The following is a 20,040-nucleotide window of genomic DNA, read 5'->3' as shown; positions in this document are numbered from 1 at the left end:
CAGTGGGATAAATCGCTCCACTGATTAAAGTTTCACTTTATACACCGCTTGCCTAGTTACCCCAATTTTCTTTGCAACATCCTCTTGTGAAAATCCTTTTGATTCTCGTAATTTTTTTAATTGTTCTCCCAAGTTCATAACGCCCCCTCCTTTAACAAATTATTACATAAAAGGAGATAAAAAAGAAAGAAACTATTAGTAACACTCACTGTAAACCAGCAGTTTACACAATAAAAAAGGGAGAGTAACTCTATTTTCGAGCCACTCTCCCTCTCACTTATATTAAAACAAATGAATGTTTTCTTTCTTACAAGCTTCACGTAAATCATCAGGCCATACAGAAGATTGAACTTCACCGATATGTGCTTTACGTAAGAAGTACATACACATTCTTGATTGGCCGATACCACCACCAATTGTTAATGGTAGTACGTCTTCTAAAATACCTTTATGGAAATCATACTCACGTTTGAAGTCTTCACCAGTTTTCGTTAATTGCTCATCAAGTGCTTTACTATCAACACGAATTCCCATTGATGATAATTCGAACGAAGCTTGTAGTACTGGGTGCCAGAATAAAATGTCACCGTTTAATTTCCAATCATCATAATCGGACGCGCGTCCATCGTGCTTTTCACCTGAACGGAGTGCATCACCAATTCCAATAATAAAGACTGCACCGTGTTCTTTCGCAATTGCATGTTCACGATCTTTCGGTGTTAATTCTGGATATTTATCTTCCAGTTCTTGAGAAGTAATGAAAACAATTTCTTCTGGTAAATACTTTCCAAGGAACGGATACTTTTCAAATAAGTGATCTTCCAATTCTTTGAATATTCCATAAATTGTTTGTACTGTTTTTTGTAAGTAATCGATAGTACGCCATTCTTTTTGAACGATTTTTTCCCAATCCCATTGGTCAACATAAATGGAATGCGTTGCATCAAGTTCTTCATCACGACGAATCGCGTTCATGTTTGTATATAAACCTTCACCAGCTTCATATCCGTATTCATGTAATGCGAATCTTTTCCACTTCGCTAGTGAATGTACAATTTCTAATTCTTCTCCTGAATGTAACATATCAAATTCAATTGGGCGTTCTACACCGTTTAGGTGATCGTTTAATCCTGATTTTTTCGTTACGAATAATGGTGCAGATACGCGGAATAGTTCAAGTCGTTTTGCTAATTGATCCTCGAAAAATGTTTTAACTTCCTTAATTGCGATTTGAGTCTCTCTTACTGTCATTAATGATTGATACATGGTGGTTTCCTCCTAAAATGTTTGGATGTTGTGAAAAGAAGCCAACAAAAAAAGCCCTTCTTTCCCAAAAAACTGGGACGAAAGACTTTGGTTCCGCGGTACCACCCAAATTAGCAACAGAGGTTGCTCACTTATACAGTACGGAGATTAAAAAATCTCGATACTGTTCTTCTTGTAACGGCGAAGTTCCCGGCTAAGTCTACTTTCCTATAAAGGATTTCGGTTAGCGACTCCAGGAGGTTCTTCATAATAGGCTTCGTATCAGGCTCACACCGTCCCTGACTCGCTTAAACTACATCCTACTACTACTCGTCCTTTCATAGTCGTTTTATTGTCACATCTCTGAAACATTTTATTAATGATTATTCTATACAAAAAATAGATAAAGTCAACAAAAAGTTTCAAAAAATTTTTCAATTCTTTATTTTATGCCTTTACCGATTGTTCTTAATATAACATTTTTATTTCCTTTGTCTCTTCAATCCAAAAAACATTTCACTAATTGAAACTAACATATATACAACAACTAGTGTGATTGTTCGAAATATAGAATCCGCAGTATTTCTTATTATTTTCATTTTCTTTATAATTCCTTTCAGTTTACTCGCAATTTCATGATATACTATAGCATTCAAGCAGTTTGTTTTTATTTAAAGCAAGCATAGTCATTTATCGATAGTATTTTTCTAAAACATTGGCTATTATCAAATCAGATTTTTTATATAACGGAGTGATCATATGAGTAAAACGAAAGCAAAACCGAAAAAAGGTGTAGGACAAGGTACAGGAAGTAAAGGATGGAACCGTTGGCAATCAAGTGCGAAAAAGAAAGCTGCAAAACCATACAAAAGTAAAGGTACAAAGAAATAAAATAAATAGTGGGAGACGAACAACTCCCACTATTTAAAGTTTCACTTTATCTCTTTACTTTGTACAAAACAAAATATAATTATTACAACAAAAAAGCTATGCTTTCATCTCTATGAAAGCATAGCTTTTTCCATATTAAATCATAAGAATATCGCGGATTTCTTCCTCCGTAATAGAAGATAACTTCTCTTCTCCCGGCTCGATAATTTCAGCGATTAAATTTTTCTTACTCTCTTGTAACTCGTGCATTTTTTCTTCAATTGTTCCATGTGCTACTAACTTAATCACTTGCACTGTATTTTTTTGTCCCATTCGATACGCTCTATCCGCAGCTTGTTGTTCAACAGCTGGATTCCACCACAAGTCGTACAATATAACTGTATCTGCACCTGTTAAATTTAGTCCTGTGCCACCAGCTTTTAACGAAATAAGAAATAGATCCCCTTCTCCTTCGTTAAACCGATTGCATAGCTCTACACGTTCTTGCGCTGGTGTACTCCCGTCTAAATAAAAGTATGGAACTGCTTGACGATTTAATTCACGTCCGATTATCGAAAGCATCTTCGTAAATTGGGAAAAGATAAGAATTCTCTTCCCTGTACTTCTGCATTCCTCCAAAATTTCTAGCAGCTGATCAAATTTAGCTGAACTACCTTTATAGTCATCAACAAACAAAGCAGGATGACAACAAATTTGCCGTAGTCTCGTTAAACCAGCTAAAACCCGAATTTTATTTTTACGTAACGTATCTTTATCCAAATGTTTTAACGTTTCTTCTCTTAACTTTGCTAAATAAGCTGCGTAAAGCCTCTTTTGATCTGGTAAAAGTTCTGATGATTGTAAGTGCTCTATTTTTTCTGGGAGTTCGTGTAATACATCTCCCTTTAACCTTCTTAACACGAAAGGTTTTACCCGCTTCGCAATATCTTCACGTCTTAAATCGCCGAACTCTTTTCTTCCCGGTAATAATTCTGGGAAGACGACGTGGAAGATAGACCATAGCTCTTCTAATGAATTTTCTACAGGTGTTCCTGTTAATCCAAAACGGTACTCCGCCTGCACTGTTTTTACCGCTCTTGCAGTTTGCGTCGTATGATTTTTAAATGCTTGTGCTTCATCAAGAAATAGCGTATGAAATGGCTGCGCATATAACCTTATATCTCTTCTCAGTAAAGGATATGACGTAATGACAACATCAAATTTCGTTATATCTTTTAAAATTTTTCGGCGCTCTGCTTGATTTCCATCGGCAATAACTGCTCTAATATGTGGAGCGAATTTTTTCAACTCGCTAAGCCAGTTGTAAACGAGGGACGACGGAGAAACAACTAATATAGGCAGTTTCTTCTCTCGAATTTCCGGCAAAACAGAGTCTATAAAAGCAATACTTTGCAACGTTTTCCCCAGTCCCATATCATCAGCTAAAATGCCGCCAAAACGATAATAGGCAAGTGTTTTCATCCACTGGAATCCGTATGTTTGATACTCTCTCATTATCGCATCTAAGCCACTTGGCACCGCAAACTTCAGCTTTTTAGGGTTTTGAATGTTCTCTACCAATTCTTGAACGGACTCATCTAAACTTAATACGTTTCCTTCTTGCAGTGAATTCATCCATTTCACACTACGAATAAGAGGGACATCTATTTCTTCGCCCTTTAAAAATTCTTTTCGAATACTAGATTCTTTTATAAACTGATTAATATCATTAAACTCTTTACTCTCAAGTGATAGTAGAGCACCACTTGCTAAACGATAATATTTTCGTTTCTCCTCAAGAGCGACTAATACCCCTTTAATTTCTGCCTCTGGAATACCTTTTATATCAAAGCGGAATGATAACCAATCAATTCTCTCTTTCCTTCTAACTCTTATAAGAGGAGCTGTGTCTCCCTTATGAATTCGTAATTTGATGGCTGACGTCGCATAAATATCAACTAAACCTTTTAACGTTGGAACAGCATGATATAAAAAGTTATACTCAGCTTCTTCATTATGCATAAAATAACCGCCTTCCGTTTTCGCGAAGGCACTTTCACTCATAATTTCTAAAATCTCTTTTTCCTTTTTCTCATCACGATTAAAAACAGATGGCTGCCCATCCTCTTCTAACGGATTAATCACGACGTTTCCATAATGAAATTCGAGACCTGCTAACAAACGATTTTTCACTCGATCTAAATACAATTTTGCTTTTAGCGAAGGCGTTTCCACACAATCTGATACTACCTCATCTATTCGCACAGTTCCTAGCTTCATTAACCCTGGTACAACTTTTGCTACAAAGTGCTCCATCTTATCTGCTGGAATATACAATTGGTTACTACTAGAACGATTCATCATTTTTTGTAATTCGATAAGCCGCTTACAATCCTCAGCGTTCAACTGATACAGTTTCCCTCCAAATAGAGCATAACTATACGTATCCATTACTTCTACTTGTTGTAAGCCGTCAATATAAAGTGTAAACCCACCGTTACTTCCTTTATTAAACTCAAAATGTAAAGGAAGTAGCCCTTTTGAAATTTGTAAACCGTGAAAAGATTTTCCATCTTGATTAAGTCCCACAAACTCAACTTTAGAAAGTAAAGAAAGCATATCCTTCCATAAAGCTGGCGGTATTAAAATCATACTATCATCTTGTTTTGCATGTACTTCCAGTGTATCCTCATACATTTTTTCATTATGATAAATTTTAATGAGCTGCTGAATAATCGCATCCGTTTCTTGCTTAAAGCTATGTACATCCGGTGTATATGTAAATTTATTCGAACAATTATAGGACTCTCTTTTCTCCACATTGGAAAGAAATTCTCTAATATGATTTACAAAATACATCTTGGCGAGTTTAAACTGAATACCTAGCAGTGCCCCACCATTTTTCGTAACTACTGGCGTACATATAAATTCAACATGAAGTATTTCACGTGTATCAAAACGGTGTTGTTTACTTTTTGGTCTTAATGGTTTTTCTGCAAATAAATGAAACATCCCGCTTGTTAATTGATCATTTCCACTCATATTTCCGCTACTAATAGGCACCATTCCACCGGTTTGCTGATTATAATTTATTTGTATCAATACTGCCGCAACATGTTGACAGTATGTTTGAAAAGACGCTAACGAAGGACAACTACATTTCGCAACAACATCACCTTTTTTAGCTTTTTCTACTGTAACATGAAAATCTTCGTTCCCTTTTACCGTCGCTTCGCAAATTTCTTTATTTTCATCATAATGATTTATTATTACTTTATTTGATTTATAATAAGCTTCGCCTCTTTTATATGAGGTTTCTCCGCATACTTCTTTAATAATCGATTTATTTAATGTAAAACCCATTGTTTTGACACTTCCTTACTTTAAAACCAGTTTCTCTTAACTAACATTTTACATGCTCCAAGAGAAAATATAAAATGTAGATTTAATAAAAAAAGATGCTTGTATATAAGCACCTTTTTTCACTCTATCTCCATCAACCTTTTCGCCTCAAAATACAACACTTGAATAAATTTCTTCGTATTAATTCGTATATGGCCAGAAGTTGCTACTTCATCCTTTGTCATTTCTGTCATTCGTTTTCTAACTACAGTGAAATCAAAAAATTTCGGAGCATAGCTTTCAAATTTCGGATTTGAAAAGTCTGTTAATCCAAGGGAAGCTAAGTGATTTAACGATTGATAAATCGCTCTACGTACCCTTTGTTCAGATGCTTTTCTCTCCTTATCTATATCTGCATCTGAAGCTATATTCTCTAATTTTCTTATAGTTATATGGTGAAAGATATCTTTTAGCGCAGGAAATCCAAATTCAAACGTTTGCTCTTTTTCTTGTCCATATAAATATTCCAACATACTAAGTAAATCTTTACTTCCATTCTCTCCCGCAATACCGAGTTCTGATAATAAATAGCGCCCTGAATCTGCTATTCTTTTTCCTTCCTGCATTGGCTCATTTCGAACTTGCGGCTGTTCCCACTTAAAAACGTTATTCAATGATTTTTGAATATCATGTATAGAGCGCTCTAAACGAATACGTTCCATTACTTTACGTACAACAGATATAACCTCAATTTTATTTAATGGTTTTGTAATATAATATTCAACACCAAGTGTATACGCCTCACCAATAAGCTGTTTCGATTCAACTTGAGAAATCATGATGATTTTCCCTGAAAAAGAGGATGCAATATGGCGAACTGTTTCAATCCCATCTCGCATTGGCATTAATAAATCAATAAATAAAATATCTACTTTTTTAAAATTTAGTTGATTTGCTTCAATAAAAGCTCCATCTTCCGACTCTCCAATTACTTCCCCAAGATCGCCATCTTCAATAATTTGTGAAAGCATGGAGCGGAAAACTTCATCATCATCTACGATATAATAAAACAACTTCATTCTCCTTCCCGCTTTAAACTGCACTCCGGTAAACAAACGACAAACTTACACCCTCCGCCAGTTTCTCGGTCTTCTAATCTCACTTCTCCTCCGAGCTCTGTTACCATTTCGTTTATGTAAGAAAGTCCAATTCCTGTTGATGGTGTTCCCGTTTGATCATACTTTGAAGTAAATCCAGGCTTAAATACTAATTTCTTATATTTTTGTGCAATACCAGGTCCATCATCAATTACTTCAAAGAATATATGGTTATCAAGTTTATATAACTTAATAATAATAACGCCATTATCCGCAATTGCTTCAACTGCATTTGCAACTAAATTATTAAAAATTGATAAGACCGTATACACATGATATTCTGCATGCTCACCTTCTATATGTTTAGAAAAACGTATATCTTTTCCCAACATTTCAGCGTACTTCTCATTTATTCTCACAATCATTTCCGCAAGCTCATGTCCTTCTACATACTCAGCCACATTTTTATCTAATAACAGTTTAGATAATCCTGCAAAAATTCTTTGATTATCCTTTTTTATTTCATGTACTTCTCCCGCTATTTTCAATGCTGTTTTACTACTCGAATCATCGTTCGCTTGTAAATTCCGATATAATTGATACGCTGTTTGTGTAATTAACTCCGCATTTTGTAACGTTTTTTTCAAATGAACAGATTCCACATATAAGTTAGAAAGATGCAGCAACATTTTTTCATTTTCTTTTCGCACTTGTGATTCTTTTAATTTTGTTTCATACAAGTTCATCATATTTAAAAAACCAAGCGCAAAGAAACTACGAAAAATAGCAATAATAATTAGTTTATTCACTTCAGAAACTGTTATCGTTGTCCCCAGCACTAACATATGATAAAACGCAAGTTCAGACATACTTGCGATAATTTCAATTGTAATTCCAAGACATCCTATCACAATTGGCTTCTGATGAAACTTATTCACCCTACAAAGCGAAAAAAGACTTCCATAAATAAAATAATAAAAGAACACAGGATAACGCAAATAAAATGATTCTGTCATATGGAATGAACCTTGCAATACCCAGTCAAGACATACACGAAATAAGACTACAGATATACCTACAAGAATACCTGCAGCTGCTGCTGGCACTCTTCTTAAAAATAGTAATAAAAAGAAGAAAAGCGGTGTCCCGAAACTAACACGAAACATATCATTAAAAGGATGAAAATTCAGCTCTCCAGCAATCGGAACAACAACCATTAATATAATTAAAAGATACATATCTTTCTTCCATAATTGATTCCAATTCAAAGGTGCCACTTCCTATGCTTTTTTTCAATTGTAAAAGTGAAAGCCCGCTTATAATTATAAACGGGCTTTATTTCTATATTCTAACCTTTTCTACCGCTTTTATTTGGCGATACTCCGGTTCCCATATTGCTTCTTTTACTGCAATCTTAATATCGTCATCACTTAAGTTCTCTCTAGCAACACCTTCTGCAACTGCGACTTTCGCTACTTCAATCGCAACCAGTTCAGAGATATTACGTAACTCTTCAACTTCTGGCAAAATAGGCGCTCCTGGCTGACTTGTATCTACCATACTTGCAACTGCTTCTGCTGCTGCTGCGAACATTCCATCCGTCATGACGCTTGCACGAACAACAATTGTACCAAGACCTAGTCCTGGGAAAATAAGTGCGTTATTTGACTGTCCAATCACATACGTTACACCGTTATATGTAACCGGTTCAAACGGACTTCCTGTTGCAACTAATGCTTTTCCTTCTGTCCACTCGATTAAATCTGCTGGTTTCGCTTCAGCAAGTGGCGTTGGATTCGACATTGGTAAAATGATTGGTCTTTCTACGTGAGAAGCCATTCCTTTAATAATTTCCTCTTTAAATGCGCCTGCAACAGTAGATGTACCAATTAAAATTGTCGGTTTTACATGTTTCACAACTTCAGCAAGTCCGATAGCATCATTTTGTTTCCAATCACTTACTTCAGCTTCTTTTCTTGCATATGGAATTTGGAAATCAAGAAGATCTTCCATATTATCTGTAACCAACCCATTACGGTCAATACACCAGAAACGATTATGTGATTCTTCGTCCGATAAGCCGACACGAACCATTGCATCTCTTACTTGATCTGCGATACCGATTCCAGCCGTACCAGCACCAAACACAACTACACGGTGTTCACTTAACGGTACACCAGAAGCTTTTACTGCCGATAATACAGCAGCAAGTGAAACTGCCCCTGTACCTTGAATATCATCATTAAACGTACAAACGTCATGACGATATTTATCTAAAATTTTTCGTGCATTACGAGAACTGAAGTCTTCCCAATGTAGAAGTGCTTTCGGGAATTGTTTATTTACCGCTTGAACAAACGTATCAATAAATTCATCGTAAGCTTCACCTGTTATACGAGGGTGACGATTTCCAATATAAAATGGATTGTTTAATAATTCCTCACGATTTGTACCTACATCTAAAATTACCGGTAATACACGGCTAGGATCGATTCCAACTGCGGCCGTATATACAGCCAATTTCCCGATTGCGATGTTAATTCCACCAACACCCCAATCACCAATTCCTAATATACCTTCTCCATCCGTTACAACGACTAAATCAATGTTTTCAGCTGTTGCACCGATATTTGCAAATGCATCTTCAATACCTGATGGATCGTTAATTGATAAATAAATGCCACGTGGTTTACGGTATTCATGACTATATCTTTGAATTGCTACACCTACAGTTGGTGTATATACAATCGGTAACATTTCACGTAAATGCTCTGTTAAAATACGATAAAATAACACTTCATTTCGATCATGTAACGCTGTTAAGTATACATTCTTTAATAAATCATCCGGCTGAGAACTAAATTGTTCATATGCTCGGCGTGCTTGTTCTTCTAACGTTAAAACCGCTGGCGGTAATAACCCTTTTAAACCTAACTCTTCTCTTTCCTCTTGTGTGAAAGCTACCCCTTTATTTAAAAGTGGTGTTGATAATACTTCTGCTCCCCTTAATGTTGTTTCTAATGCACCATTAGAAGCCACTGTAAACTTACTCATAACATCCCTACCTCTATTCATATATAGCATTTCTATATTGTAAACAAAAAAGAGGGGATTGTCCCCCTCTTCTTTTAATTTTTCTTTAAAAGAGTTGCTCCTGCAATCCCTGGGTGTGTCATTTCGAATGGATCTAGAATTAACTCTAATTCTTCTTGTGACAATACACCATTTTTCACACATAGTTCTCGAACGGATTGCCCTGTCGCAATTGCTTCTTTCGCAACGCGAGCTGCTGCTTCATAGCCGATATGAGGGTTCACGGCTGTAATAATTCCTACACTCTTCTCAACGTACTCTTTTAAGCGATCTTCATTCGCTTCAATTCCTTTTAAGCAATTATCTGTAAAGGCACGGAAACCGTTATTCATAATGCTAATAGATTGAAGTAAGTTGAAAACAAGTACTGGTTCCATAACATTTAATTCTAATTGTCCTGCTTCTGAAGCAAGGCAAATGGTATGGTCGTTACCAATTACTTGGAACGCAATTTGATTAATTACTTCTGGCATAACAGGGTTTACTTTCCCTGGCATAATAGATGAACCTGGTTGACGAGCTGGTAGCATAATTTCCGCTAATCCAACGCGTGGACCTGATGCCATTAGACGAAGGTCGTTCGCAATTTTAGACATGTTCATCATACATACTTTAAGTGCTGCAGATACTTCAGTGTACGCATCCGTATTTTGAGTTGCATCTACTAAATCTTCTGCACCAACAAGTGGTAGTTCACTAATTGTAGCTAAATGTTTTACAACTGCTTCAATATATTCTGGATCTGCATTTAAGCCTGTACCAACTGCAGTTGCTCCCATATTTACTTCATATAAATGTTGACGTGATTGCTTGATACGTTTCATGTCACGTTCAAGTACGCGGGAGTATGCTTTAAATTCTTGTCCAAGACGAATTGGCACAGCATCTTGTAAATGTGTACGACCCATTTTAATAACATGATCGAACTGTTCTGCTTTTAATTCAAATACATCATGCATATAACCCATTGTTTGTAATAAGCCTTCTAATGCATTTAATGTTGCAATATGAATCGCTGTTGGGAATGCATCGTTTGTTGATTGTGCCATATTTACATGACTGTTTGGACTAATATAATCATAGTCTCCCTTTTCCATTCCTAATAATTCAAGGGCACGATTGGCAATGACTTCATTTGCGTTCATATTCATTGAAGTACCTGCACCACCTTGAATTGGATCAACGATGAAATGATCATGCCATTTCCCCTCAAGGATTTCTTGTGATGCTTCTGCGATAGCACCACCCTTTTTCAATTCCAATCTTCCTACATCTGCATTAGCAAGTGCTGCCGCTTTTTTTACAATTGCTAACGCTTTAATTAAACCTTCATGGACTTTGTATCCTGTAATCGGGAAATTCTCCACTGCACGCATTGTTTGTACACCGTAGTACGCATAATTTGGTACTTCTTTTTCACCTAAAAAATCTTTTTCAATTCGTACTCCATTTTTAACTTCAGTTAATGTTGCCATGATTACTCACTCCTTAACAATCTCTTACGCTGCTTTTGTTTGTTTGACTGTTTCTACATATTGTTTTGCTTTCTCATCATCGAATTCGCCTTCCCACTTCGACATAACAATGGCAGCTAATGCATTTCCTAATACATTGACAGCTGAGCGAATCATATCTAAAATACGGTCAATTCCCGCAATTAATGCGATACCTTCTAGCGGTAAGCCCATTGATCCTAACGTTGCTAATACAACAACGAATGATGCCCCCGGAACTCCCGCCATACCTTTGGATGTTAACATGAGAACGAATAATAGCGTTATTTGCTCTGTCAGTGACATGTGTATACCGTACATTTGTGCAACAAACAATGCCGCTAACGCTTGATAAATAGCTGATCCAGTCAAGTTAAATGTATAACCTGTCGGAATTACGAAAGAGGCAACTGCCTTTGGACAACCGAACTCTTCCATTTTTCTCATTATATTAGGTAAAACAGCTTCTGAACTTGCTGTCGTAAATGAAAGAATAAGTTCTTCTTTTAAAATTTTCATTAATGTAAAAATATTTACTCCAACCATTCGCGCATTAATACCTAATACAATCACAACGAATAGTATAACAGTTACGTATACAGCTAGCACTAGTTTTCCTAAAGGAAGTAGTGTTGCTACACCAAATTTTGCAACCGTAACAGCAATTAATGCGAATACACCAAATGGTGCGAATTTCATCACTTGATTTGTAACCCAGAACATCGCTTCGAGCACACCTTCAAAAAAGTTAAAAACAGGCTTTCCTTTTTCTCCGATTGCTGCGACTCCTAAACCGAATAGTACTGAGAAGAATATAATCGGTAATAAGTCACCTTGTGTAATAGACTCAAATATATTTTTCGGTACAATATGAACAATCGTTTCTGCAAAGCCTTTCTTCTCTGTTGCATCTGCTGTTTGTTTATAAGAAGAAATATCACTTTGCTGTAAATTACTCATATCAACGCCAGTACCTGGTTGGAATATATTTGCTGCAAGTAATCCCATTAAAATAGCAATCGTCGTAATAATTTCGAAATAAAGAATTGTCTTACCGCCCAGTTTCCCAAGCTTTTTCATATCACCTACACCAGCTACCGCAACAATTAATGCTGAAATAACAATCGGTACTACAATCATTTTAATTAAATGAATAAATATATCCCCAACTGGTGTGATATAAGAAATCGCCGTTTTATTGCCATAAAAGATTGCCCCTACTACAATCCCTAAAACAAGTGCGACAAAAATTTGTGTTGCCAATCCGAATTTTTTCATTTATGTTCATCCCCTTTATGCGAACGCTTTCATTTCGTATTTATAAAAGCTTACTCACACATCATATAGGCGAACCTACAAAATCATACAAAAACCTACAAGTTCGTCACAAAAAATTCAATTTTTTTTCTTATAATATTCATTGACACTTTTTTATAAAAAAGAAATAAAATAACCTTGATAAAACATCAGATTATTTCGTATAATCTAAAAGATATACGTATTCTAAATAAATGGGGATGAAAAGGAGTGGATGTTATGAAAAATCACGCGAAGAAGTTCATCATATCTATTTCTTTTCTATTTCATTTTCTTACGAAGGAACAAAGGCATTCGCCTTTGTTCCTTTTTTATTGCAATCTATATAGGGGGAATTGTTATGAAACCATATAAACGCGTCTTAATTAAACTAAGTGGCGGCGCACTTGCTGATCAATCTGGAAATAGCTTTAACTCCAAACGATTAGAACATATCGCAAACGAAATAATATCCATTATTGACCTAGATATCGAAGTATCCATTGTCATCGGCGGCGGTAACATTTTCAGAGGTCATCTAGCTGAAGAATGGGGAATTGATCGTGTAGAAGCTGATAATATCGGTACGCTAGGTACGATTATTAACAGCTTAATGCTTCGCGGCGTTTTAACAAGTAAAACAGATAGAGAAGTACGCGTTATGACTTCCATCCCTTTTAATGCAGTAGCTGAACCATATATTCGCCTACGTGCAGTACATCATTTAGATAACGGTTATGTTGTCATATTCGGTGGTGGTAACGGGCAACCATTCGTTACAACAGATTACCCAAGTGTACAAAGAGCCATTGAAATGAATAGCGACGCCATTTTAGTCGCAAAACAAGGGGTAGACGGTGTCTTTACAAGTGATCCAAAACATAATAAATCAGCGAAAATGTACAGTAAACTGAACTATAACGATATTGTTAGGCAAAACATACAAGTAATGGATCAAGCAGCTTTATTGCTTGCTCGAGATTATAATTTACCGGCACACGTCTTTAACTTTGATGAGCCTGGTGTTATGAAAAGAATTTGTTTAGGTGAACATGTTGGGACGTTGATTAATGATGATGTTTCGATGCTTGTGCATGAAAAATAGTTATTCCCATCAAAAAAGGGTGTCCTTTATAGACACCCTTTCTTCCTTAATTATTATAAATAAAAATCAACTAATCCCGCCAACTTCTCCTTACAACGCTCCCAAAAAGATAAGTTATCAAAAAACTCTTTCGTCATTTCTTTCGAATCATGAAAATCTTGTGTTAACGCCGCATTCACTTCTGATACGATAGATCCACCATGAATATACAAATTCATCTCATCATTTATATAGAAGCTACGCGCAGTAAAGTTTGTTGTACCAATAACGGTTAATTCATTATCAATCAGCATTAACTTCCCATGAAACATCCCTTTTTTATAGCCATATACAGTAATCCCATTTTTAACAGCTTGACGTATGTAAGGATACGCCGCCTCTTTAATGAGAGGAATATCTGGTTTATATGACCATAGTATTTTCACTGTAACACCACGCTTTTGCGCCCCAATTAAAGCATTCATTAATTCTTTATTTTTCGCTATAAAATAAGGCGTTGTAATTACAATCGAATGCTTCGCTTGTTTTATTAACTCTATATATTTTTCAGCGACATAATGTCCATTGTAACTAGCCATAGTATGTAACGTGTTCCCTTTACTAGCCTTATTCTTACTCCTCTTTATATCTTCTTTCGCATCTCGTTTCCAATCTAAAGCAAACTGTTCTTCTAAATCTTTCGCTCCTTCCCCTCTTATCCGTACATGATAGTCACGCCAATATCCAAATCGCTTATCTTTCCCTAAGTACTCATCCCCCATATTAAAGCCACCCGTATAGCCAATCTCCCCATCAATCGTCGTAATACGACGATGATTACGATGATGAAGTGAATAAAATCCGAATGGCAATTCAGGTTTTCTACTATATGTAAAATGTACACCACTTTCCCGCAATTCATTTTTCATCTTTCTTTCAAATGATAAATCATTAATGCGATCAACCGATAAATATACGTTTACTCCTTCTTTCGCCTTCTCCTTTAATAAGTTTAAAAAAGTATGGCTACTTTTATCATCCGATAAAATATAAAAATAAGTGTAAATAGATCGCTTCGCTTCACTTATATCAGTAAATAACTGTTTATAAAACGACTTCCCTTCCACATATAATTGAAAGTCACTATAATGAGGTGCATACTCTGTCGGCATGTTTTTCCCGGCTTGCATTTTCCTTCCGAGCGTAACGTCAATATGCATCCAAATTAAAATAACAACGAAAATAGCAATAATAATAGAAGTAACTCGCAATATCTTTTTAATCATTTGGATTTCCTTCCGATCATATTACTTACTATTTCGTAGTGTTTCATTAAATTACTTTTTCATACGAAATGTATTCCTTACTTTTAATTACGAACAAAAAAGGCGTGGCATTTACGCCACACCTTTTTTCATTAAACAAAGTTCCTCGCATCATTATTTCTTCCAAACTTATAAATAGCAATTAAGAAGAATGCTATCGCGAAAGCGAATAAAATTAAAATATTTAAATACAACTCAGAAAATGGAATGCCTTGCTGTAGTTTTGAAATCGTATCTAGTAACCAACGCTGCGGAAGGAAATCAGCTACTTTTTGTACTGCTTTCGGCATAATGTCGTACGGGAAATAACATCCAGCAAGTAAACATGTTGGTACTATTACTATATTTTGCATTGCATTTGAAGCAGTTGAACTTTTTGAAAAAGACACAATGACTAATGATAAACCAATTGCAATTAAAGCGAATATCATAAGCACACCAATCATAACTATGAAAGGCATATTTATAGTTGTGTGAAAAACATTCGTCATAAAGAATACTGCAATTACAATTTGTACTGTTAATATCATCATATTTACTGCGACATTAGATAATATAAATTTCTTTCCGTCAATCGGCGTTGATAATAATCTAAAATACGTTCTGTTCTCTTTTTCTTTTAAAATAAATCCTGATAAGTTCACTGCTGAAAATAACATAAACATAATAAGATAACCCATCGTTTGATTTGTCATATCTTTATTTTTTGAAGTATCTTCAAGTGTCTCAGACTTTACTTTAAATGAACTTTTTTGATAACCCGCGTACATACTATTAAACGTACTTTGATCGGCCCCTGCCACTTTACTAATCGCAGCGATGTTATCAACATAGTTATATAAATACGATTTTATAAATCCTGTTACTTGATCGCCTTTAATCGATGAAATCTCAATATGACTCGGTTTCCCTTCTCGAACACTTTCAGAAAAACCAGACTGTAATGTAATAACACCATCAAGTTTTTTTGAAGTGAGTTTATCTTCCACTTCAGATTCCTTAATTTTACTAACATTTACATGATTGAGTCCTTCTAAAAATTTCACTGTATCATTTGCGATAGGTTGATTTTCTTTATTTATAACCCCAATATTTAACGTTCCTTGCCCTACATTCCCATATATCGAAAAGGAAATGAGCGTTCCTATTATCGGCAAGCTAATAATAATGAGTAACCCCTTTTTATTTTTCAGAAGCACAGATAACGTTTTTTGTATGAGCCATAAAATATCTTTCATACTATAGCCCCTCCCGTCTACGTAATGCAATAATCGCAATTAATAAGAAGATTGCTGAAATCCCAAGATTTAAAGATATTACCGGCAGTGCCGCTCCTACATCATTTGCATAAATAATTTTCATAATAGCTGTGTTTGCCCACGTTAATGGTGATAAATTCGTAACGAAATTTTCTTCCACTACGAAATACGCACCACCAAAAATAGACGCTAATTGCACAACAACCATAATAATCGCTCTAGATGCCTCACCTGTTTTTGTAATATATCCGATTCCTAAACCGAAGCTAATTGCTAAAAAGACTTCTGTTAGTAAAATAATAAATATGATTCCAATATGGTCGCCCCAATTCGCTTGAAAAACAAATTTACTAAATAAAACGACAAGTAATAGACAAAGTGCATTCGCTACAAGACTACCGAGCACTTTCCCAATGAAAATTTCAGCCTTACTTATAGGTGCTGCAATTAAACGATCTCCTGTTTTACGTATTCGTTCTCCTCGAATTAAAAAACTCGCACCCATTGCAGCGTACAGTGCAATCATCGTCGTCATTACAACCGCATAGTAATCCATAGAACCTGGTTTTTTAGCAGCTTGTAAAGATGTTTCTTTAATATAATCATTATGATTTCCGTTTGAAATAACTGCGCTAACCTTACTCGGGTCTACTTTTGCAACTTCGGCCACTACGTTGTACTTATCAACAAATGTTGTAAGCATGCCTTCCACAATACTTCCCTCAATACTACTTTTGTCACTTCCATAAAATTTTGCACCATCTTTATTTAACTCTACATAAGCAGCATATTTATTTTGCTTCACTTCTTCTTTCCCATCTATACCTTCGGAAGCTTTTTTAAAATGAATACCTGATTTATCGACTTCTTTCGTAAATGCTTCAAATGATTGAGAAAACGTGCTACTTGCTTCATCTTTATATAGCACTTGTATATCCTTAAACGATTGACTATCGCTATTAAATGCATTCGTTAACGCTGTTCCTAACACAAGCATAAGTACAATCGGAAATGCTAACATAAAAACTAAAGTTCTTACGTCCCTGAAATCTCTTTTAATGTGCATCACTGCAATGTTAAAGATGTTCAATTGATGAACCTCCCTTTACCTTTTCTTCATTTACCTTTATTTATCTCGTAAGTTTCTTCCAGTTAACGTAAGAAATACTGTTTCTAAGTTTGGAGCCTGCTCCTCTAACGAACGAATTTCAATGTCATGATTAATGAAATGCTGAATAATTTTATTTAAATTATTTAATCCTGCATCCGAGTTTACCTTGATTACGTTCTCTTCAATTTGAACAGCTTTCACACCATTTATCTCTTTTAAATTTTCTACATCTAAATTTTCTACTGACTTTACTTCAATCCAAATATCTTTCGTATCTGTAATAATCGCTTTTAACTGTTCTTTCGTTCCTTCTGCAATTACTTTACCGTGATCGACAATTGCTATTTTCGTACAAATCTCTTCTACTTCTTCCATGTAGTGACTCGTATAAATAATCGTACTTCCCATTTCATTTAATTTTCGGACAGACTGAAGAATGTAGTTCCTTGACTGCGGATCAATTCCAACTGTCGGTTCATCCATAATAATTAACTTCGGTCTATGAGCGATTGCACAAGCGATATTCAGTCTTCGTTTCATCCCGCCAGAAAAGTTTTTCGGATAACTTTTATGTTTATCACTAAGGCCTACAAATTGAAGTGCTTCCTCTACTCTCGCTTTTAGCTCGGCTCCTCGTAATCCATACAATCCAGCAAAGAATTTCACATTTTCATAGGCAGTTAACTCTTCATAAATCGCAATATCTTGCGGAACGATACCAATATTCATTTTCGCAAATCGATTATGTTTCTTTATATTTTTTCCTAGTATGCTAATTTCACCTTCATTACTTCTTAACAAACCAGCAATCATATTAATTGTTGTACTTTTACCAGCACCATTTGATCCTAAAAAGCCAAATATCTCTCCTTCTTTAATAGATAAAGACATATTATCTACTGCGATGAAGTCACCAAATTTTTTCGTTAAATTTTTAATTTCCAATGTATTCATCATTTCACCCCTATTTCGGTTTCTCTGCTTTTATTATAAACAAAAAGAATGAACCTGCTCAGTGCAGAAGTTCACCCTTTTCACATGAGATTATTCACTTTTTTCATATGAGATGATTCATCCCTCATATCGGCAACAACATCGTTACTGAAAAACCACTTGTTCCATCTACAATAATTTTTCCGTTTACTGATGCTGTTCGCTCCTCCATCCCCATAATACCGAGGCCTTTCTTAACAAGAGCTGCACCTTTACCATTATCCTTCACTTGTACTTTCACCATCTTGTTCAGTACATGAATATCTATTGAAATGACTGTCGCATCAGCATATTTCATCGCGTTTGTTAGTGCCTCCGTAACATTTTCACCGATAATCTTCCACTGAATCGGTGAAATCACATCTAAATTCCCTTTATATACGAAAGGAATATTTATATCATGCTTACCGGCAAATTCCTCTATGAATAATTTCATACGATGAATACCAATTTGCTCAGTTGGTGGCTTCATATTTTTCAATGTAATCCGAATGCTTTCAATTCCATCTTTTGAAATATGAATTGCATTTTGTAATAACTCAGCAGATTTCACTTTATCTATTTCCATTAATCTCTTCGCTGCTTCCATTTGAATAAGTGCACCTGTCATTGAGTGACCGATTTTATCATGAATTTCTTGAGATAGTCGATTTCTTTCCTCTAATTTAAATGTGTATTCAGATTGCCTTATGTAATCTTTATTTTCATTTAAACTTTTCGTAAGTCTTTGTATGTCTTTTCTCATTTTATCATTTTGCATTTCTAGTTTTAATAATCGTGCTATATAGCGGTGAGCTATCGTTAAGGAAAAAAAACAAAATGCACTAATAAGTCCATACGTCATTTGAATACCTTCACCTATAAAAATAATAGGAAGAATCATAATGAAAAAGATTAACCATTTCTTTTTTATGTAATAATTTGCAATTTCATATAGGTTCAAAGGTAAAAACAAAATAAAAAACGGATGAACCTTCCATGTAAATAACATAACTACGCCAATTGACACACAAGTTAATATGTTTTTGTACGTATCTTTTTTAAATATAGAGATCAACACATTGACAGAAAGATATAAAAGCAAAGTAAGTATAATCCACGGTAAGTTCGTAACATTTAAATGAATGTAGCTAAACACTATATATAAAAAGACAATAAGTTTACTTACAGTTAACCAAAATTCCATAACATTAATCTACTTTCCCTGTTAAGTAATAAATCGCAATTTGCGTGCGATGTTCTAGTCCAGTTTTCCCCAAAACTGATGTAATATAATTTGCAATTGTTCCTTCAGATATGAAAAGCTGCTTTGAAATTTCTTTATTCGAGAAACCTTTCGCAATTAATGCGATAATACTAAGCTCTCTTTCTGTAAAAAGACTCTTATCAATTTTAGATTCTTCCTCTTTACTTTCCATTAAATTAGACTTAATTTTATCAAGCACTACATCTTGCATAACAGTTTGACCGTTATAAACTCCTTTTATCGCATCACGAATACGCTCCGGATCATTATTTTTTAATAAATAACCTTTCGCTCCATTTTTTACTGCATCCAAAATATATTCATCATCATCAAATGTCGTTAAAATGAGAGGCTTCGTTTTTGTCTCTTCACAAATTATTTTCGTCGCCTCTACCCCGTTCATGTTTGGCATACGAACATCTAAAAGCGCGATATCAACTTCATACTTTTTACAATACGCTACAGCCTCTTTTCCATCATTTACAGTATCTAATACTTCAAACTCTTCGTATGTATTTAAAATAATTTTCATGCCTTCTCTAATAAAAGAATTATCGTCCGCTATTAATATTTTAATTTTCATGTT

16 protein-coding genes and 1 other annotated feature are annotated in these 20,040 nt (G+C 35.0%); of the genes, 2 read left to right on the top strand and 14 right to left on the bottom strand.

Going from position 1 to position 20,040, the window contains the following annotated elements; all coding sequences use genetic code 11:
- Positions 1–24: 24 nt before the first annotated feature.
- Together NSQ08_RS07505 and asnA are read right to left on the bottom strand one after the other, a co-directional pair.
- Positions 25–138 (bottom strand): helix-turn-helix transcriptional regulator, encoded by a 114-nt coding sequence (locus NSQ08_RS07505; protein ID WP_002031128.1) that lies wholly within the window; start codon positions 136–138, stop codon positions 25–27.
- Positions 139–282: 144 nt separating this feature from the next.
- Positions 283–1,266 carry an aspartate--ammonia ligase gene (asnA, locus tag NSQ08_RS07500; RefSeq protein ID WP_002126735.1) on the bottom strand — a complete coding sequence of 328 codons (984 nt, stop codon included), beginning with the start codon at positions 1,264–1,266 and terminating at the stop codon, positions 283–285.
- Positions 1,267–1,336: 70 nt separating this feature from the next.
- Positions 1,337–1,596 (bottom strand) — a binding site (T-box leader).
- A 408-nt stretch (positions 1,597–2,004) separates the two neighbouring features.
- Between asnA and NSQ08_RS07495 the strand changes: the two genes are divergently transcribed.
- Positions 2,005–2,136, top strand: a complete 132-nt coding sequence (locus NSQ08_RS07495) for a DUF3934 family protein (RefSeq protein ID WP_000047589.1) — start codon at positions 2,005–2,007, stop codon at positions 2,134–2,136.
- A 135-nt stretch (positions 2,137–2,271) separates the two neighbouring features.
- Here the strand turns inward: NSQ08_RS07495 and NSQ08_RS07490 are convergent, their stop codons facing one another.
- The 6 genes from NSQ08_RS07490 to NSQ08_RS07465 all read right to left on the bottom strand — a co-directional run bounded on the left by NSQ08_RS07490 (position 2,272) and on the right by NSQ08_RS07465 (position 12,418).
- A complete protein-coding gene (locus NSQ08_RS07490) occupies positions 2,272–5,478 on the bottom strand; it encodes a DEAD/DEAH box helicase (RefSeq protein WP_340773098.1) in 3,207 nt (1,068 codons plus the stop codon).
- A 119-nt stretch (positions 5,479–5,597) separates the two neighbouring features.
- Positions 5,598–6,530 carry a response regulator gene (locus NSQ08_RS07485; protein WP_340780062.1) on the bottom strand — a complete coding sequence of 311 codons (933 nt, stop codon included), beginning with the start codon at positions 6,528–6,530 and terminating at the stop codon, positions 5,598–5,600.
- A gap of 2 nt (positions 6,531–6,532) precedes the next feature.
- Positions 6,533–7,831 (bottom strand): ATP-binding protein, encoded by a 1,299-nt coding sequence (locus NSQ08_RS07480; protein ID WP_088031582.1) that lies wholly within the window; start codon positions 7,829–7,831, stop codon positions 6,533–6,535.
- Between the two features lie 64 nt (positions 7,832–7,895).
- Positions 7,896–9,608 (bottom strand): oxaloacetate-decarboxylating malate dehydrogenase, encoded by a 1,713-nt coding sequence (malS, locus tag NSQ08_RS07475; RefSeq protein ID WP_340773091.1) that lies wholly within the window; start codon positions 9,606–9,608, stop codon positions 7,896–7,898.
- Between the two features lie 74 nt (positions 9,609–9,682).
- A complete protein-coding gene (aspA, locus tag NSQ08_RS07470) occupies positions 9,683–11,122 on the bottom strand; it encodes an aspartate ammonia-lyase (RefSeq protein WP_002012229.1) in 1,440 nt (479 codons plus the stop codon).
- A gap of 24 nt (positions 11,123–11,146) precedes the next feature.
- Complete coding sequence (locus NSQ08_RS07465) at positions 11,147–12,418, bottom strand: cation:dicarboxylate symporter family transporter (RefSeq protein WP_002165995.1); 1,272 nt, start codon at positions 12,416–12,418, stop codon at positions 11,147–11,149.
- 379 nt (positions 12,419–12,797) lie between these two features.
- Here NSQ08_RS07465 and pyrH point away from each other — a divergent pair, with 379 nt between their 5' ends.
- Positions 12,798–13,541 (top strand): UMP kinase, encoded by a 744-nt coding sequence (gene pyrH / locus NSQ08_RS07460; protein ID WP_002012233.1) that lies wholly within the window; start codon positions 12,798–12,800, stop codon positions 13,539–13,541.
- A 53-nt stretch (positions 13,542–13,594) separates the two neighbouring features.
- On the opposite strand, the gene cls is transcribed toward pyrH, so the two are convergent.
- From cls to NSQ08_RS07430, 6 genes are all read right to left on the bottom strand, one after another.
- Positions 13,595–14,806: a cardiolipin synthase gene (cls, locus tag NSQ08_RS07455; RefSeq protein WP_340773085.1), complete on the bottom strand. Its 1,212-nt coding sequence runs from the start codon at positions 14,804–14,806 to the stop codon at positions 13,595–13,597.
- Between the two features lie 131 nt (positions 14,807–14,937).
- A complete protein-coding gene (locus tag NSQ08_RS07450) occupies positions 14,938–16,083 on the bottom strand; it encodes an ABC transporter permease (protein ID WP_002031112.1) in 1,146 nt (381 codons plus the stop codon).
- A 1-nt stretch (position 16,084) separates the two neighbouring features.
- Entirely contained in the window at positions 16,085–17,194 is a 1,110-nt protein-coding gene (locus NSQ08_RS07445) for an ABC transporter permease (protein ID WP_002141223.1), read from the bottom strand.
- Between the two features lie 36 nt (positions 17,195–17,230).
- Positions 17,231–18,169 carry an ABC transporter ATP-binding protein gene (locus tag NSQ08_RS07440; RefSeq protein WP_002086377.1) on the bottom strand — a complete coding sequence of 313 codons (939 nt, stop codon included), beginning with the start codon at positions 18,167–18,169 and terminating at the stop codon, positions 17,231–17,233.
- A gap of 124 nt (positions 18,170–18,293) precedes the next feature.
- On the bottom strand, positions 18,294–19,394 hold the full coding sequence (locus NSQ08_RS07435; protein WP_340773074.1) for a sensor histidine kinase: 1,101 nt from the start codon (positions 19,392–19,394) through the stop codon (positions 18,294–18,296).
- 4 nt (positions 19,395–19,398) lie between these two features.
- Positions 19,399–20,037 carry a response regulator transcription factor gene (locus NSQ08_RS07430; protein ID WP_000694090.1) on the bottom strand — a complete coding sequence of 213 codons (639 nt, stop codon included), beginning with the start codon at positions 20,035–20,037 and terminating at the stop codon, positions 19,399–19,401.
- Between the last annotated feature and the right edge of the window lie 3 nt (positions 20,038–20,040).

This window comes from Bacillus sp. FSL E2-8887 (assembly GCF_038007205.1).
In the GTDB taxonomy this organism is placed as follows: domain Bacteria; phylum Bacillota; class Bacilli; order Bacillales; family Bacillaceae_G; genus Bacillus_A; species Bacillus_A mycoides.
This window is presented reverse-complemented; position numbering and strand designations above follow the sequence as displayed.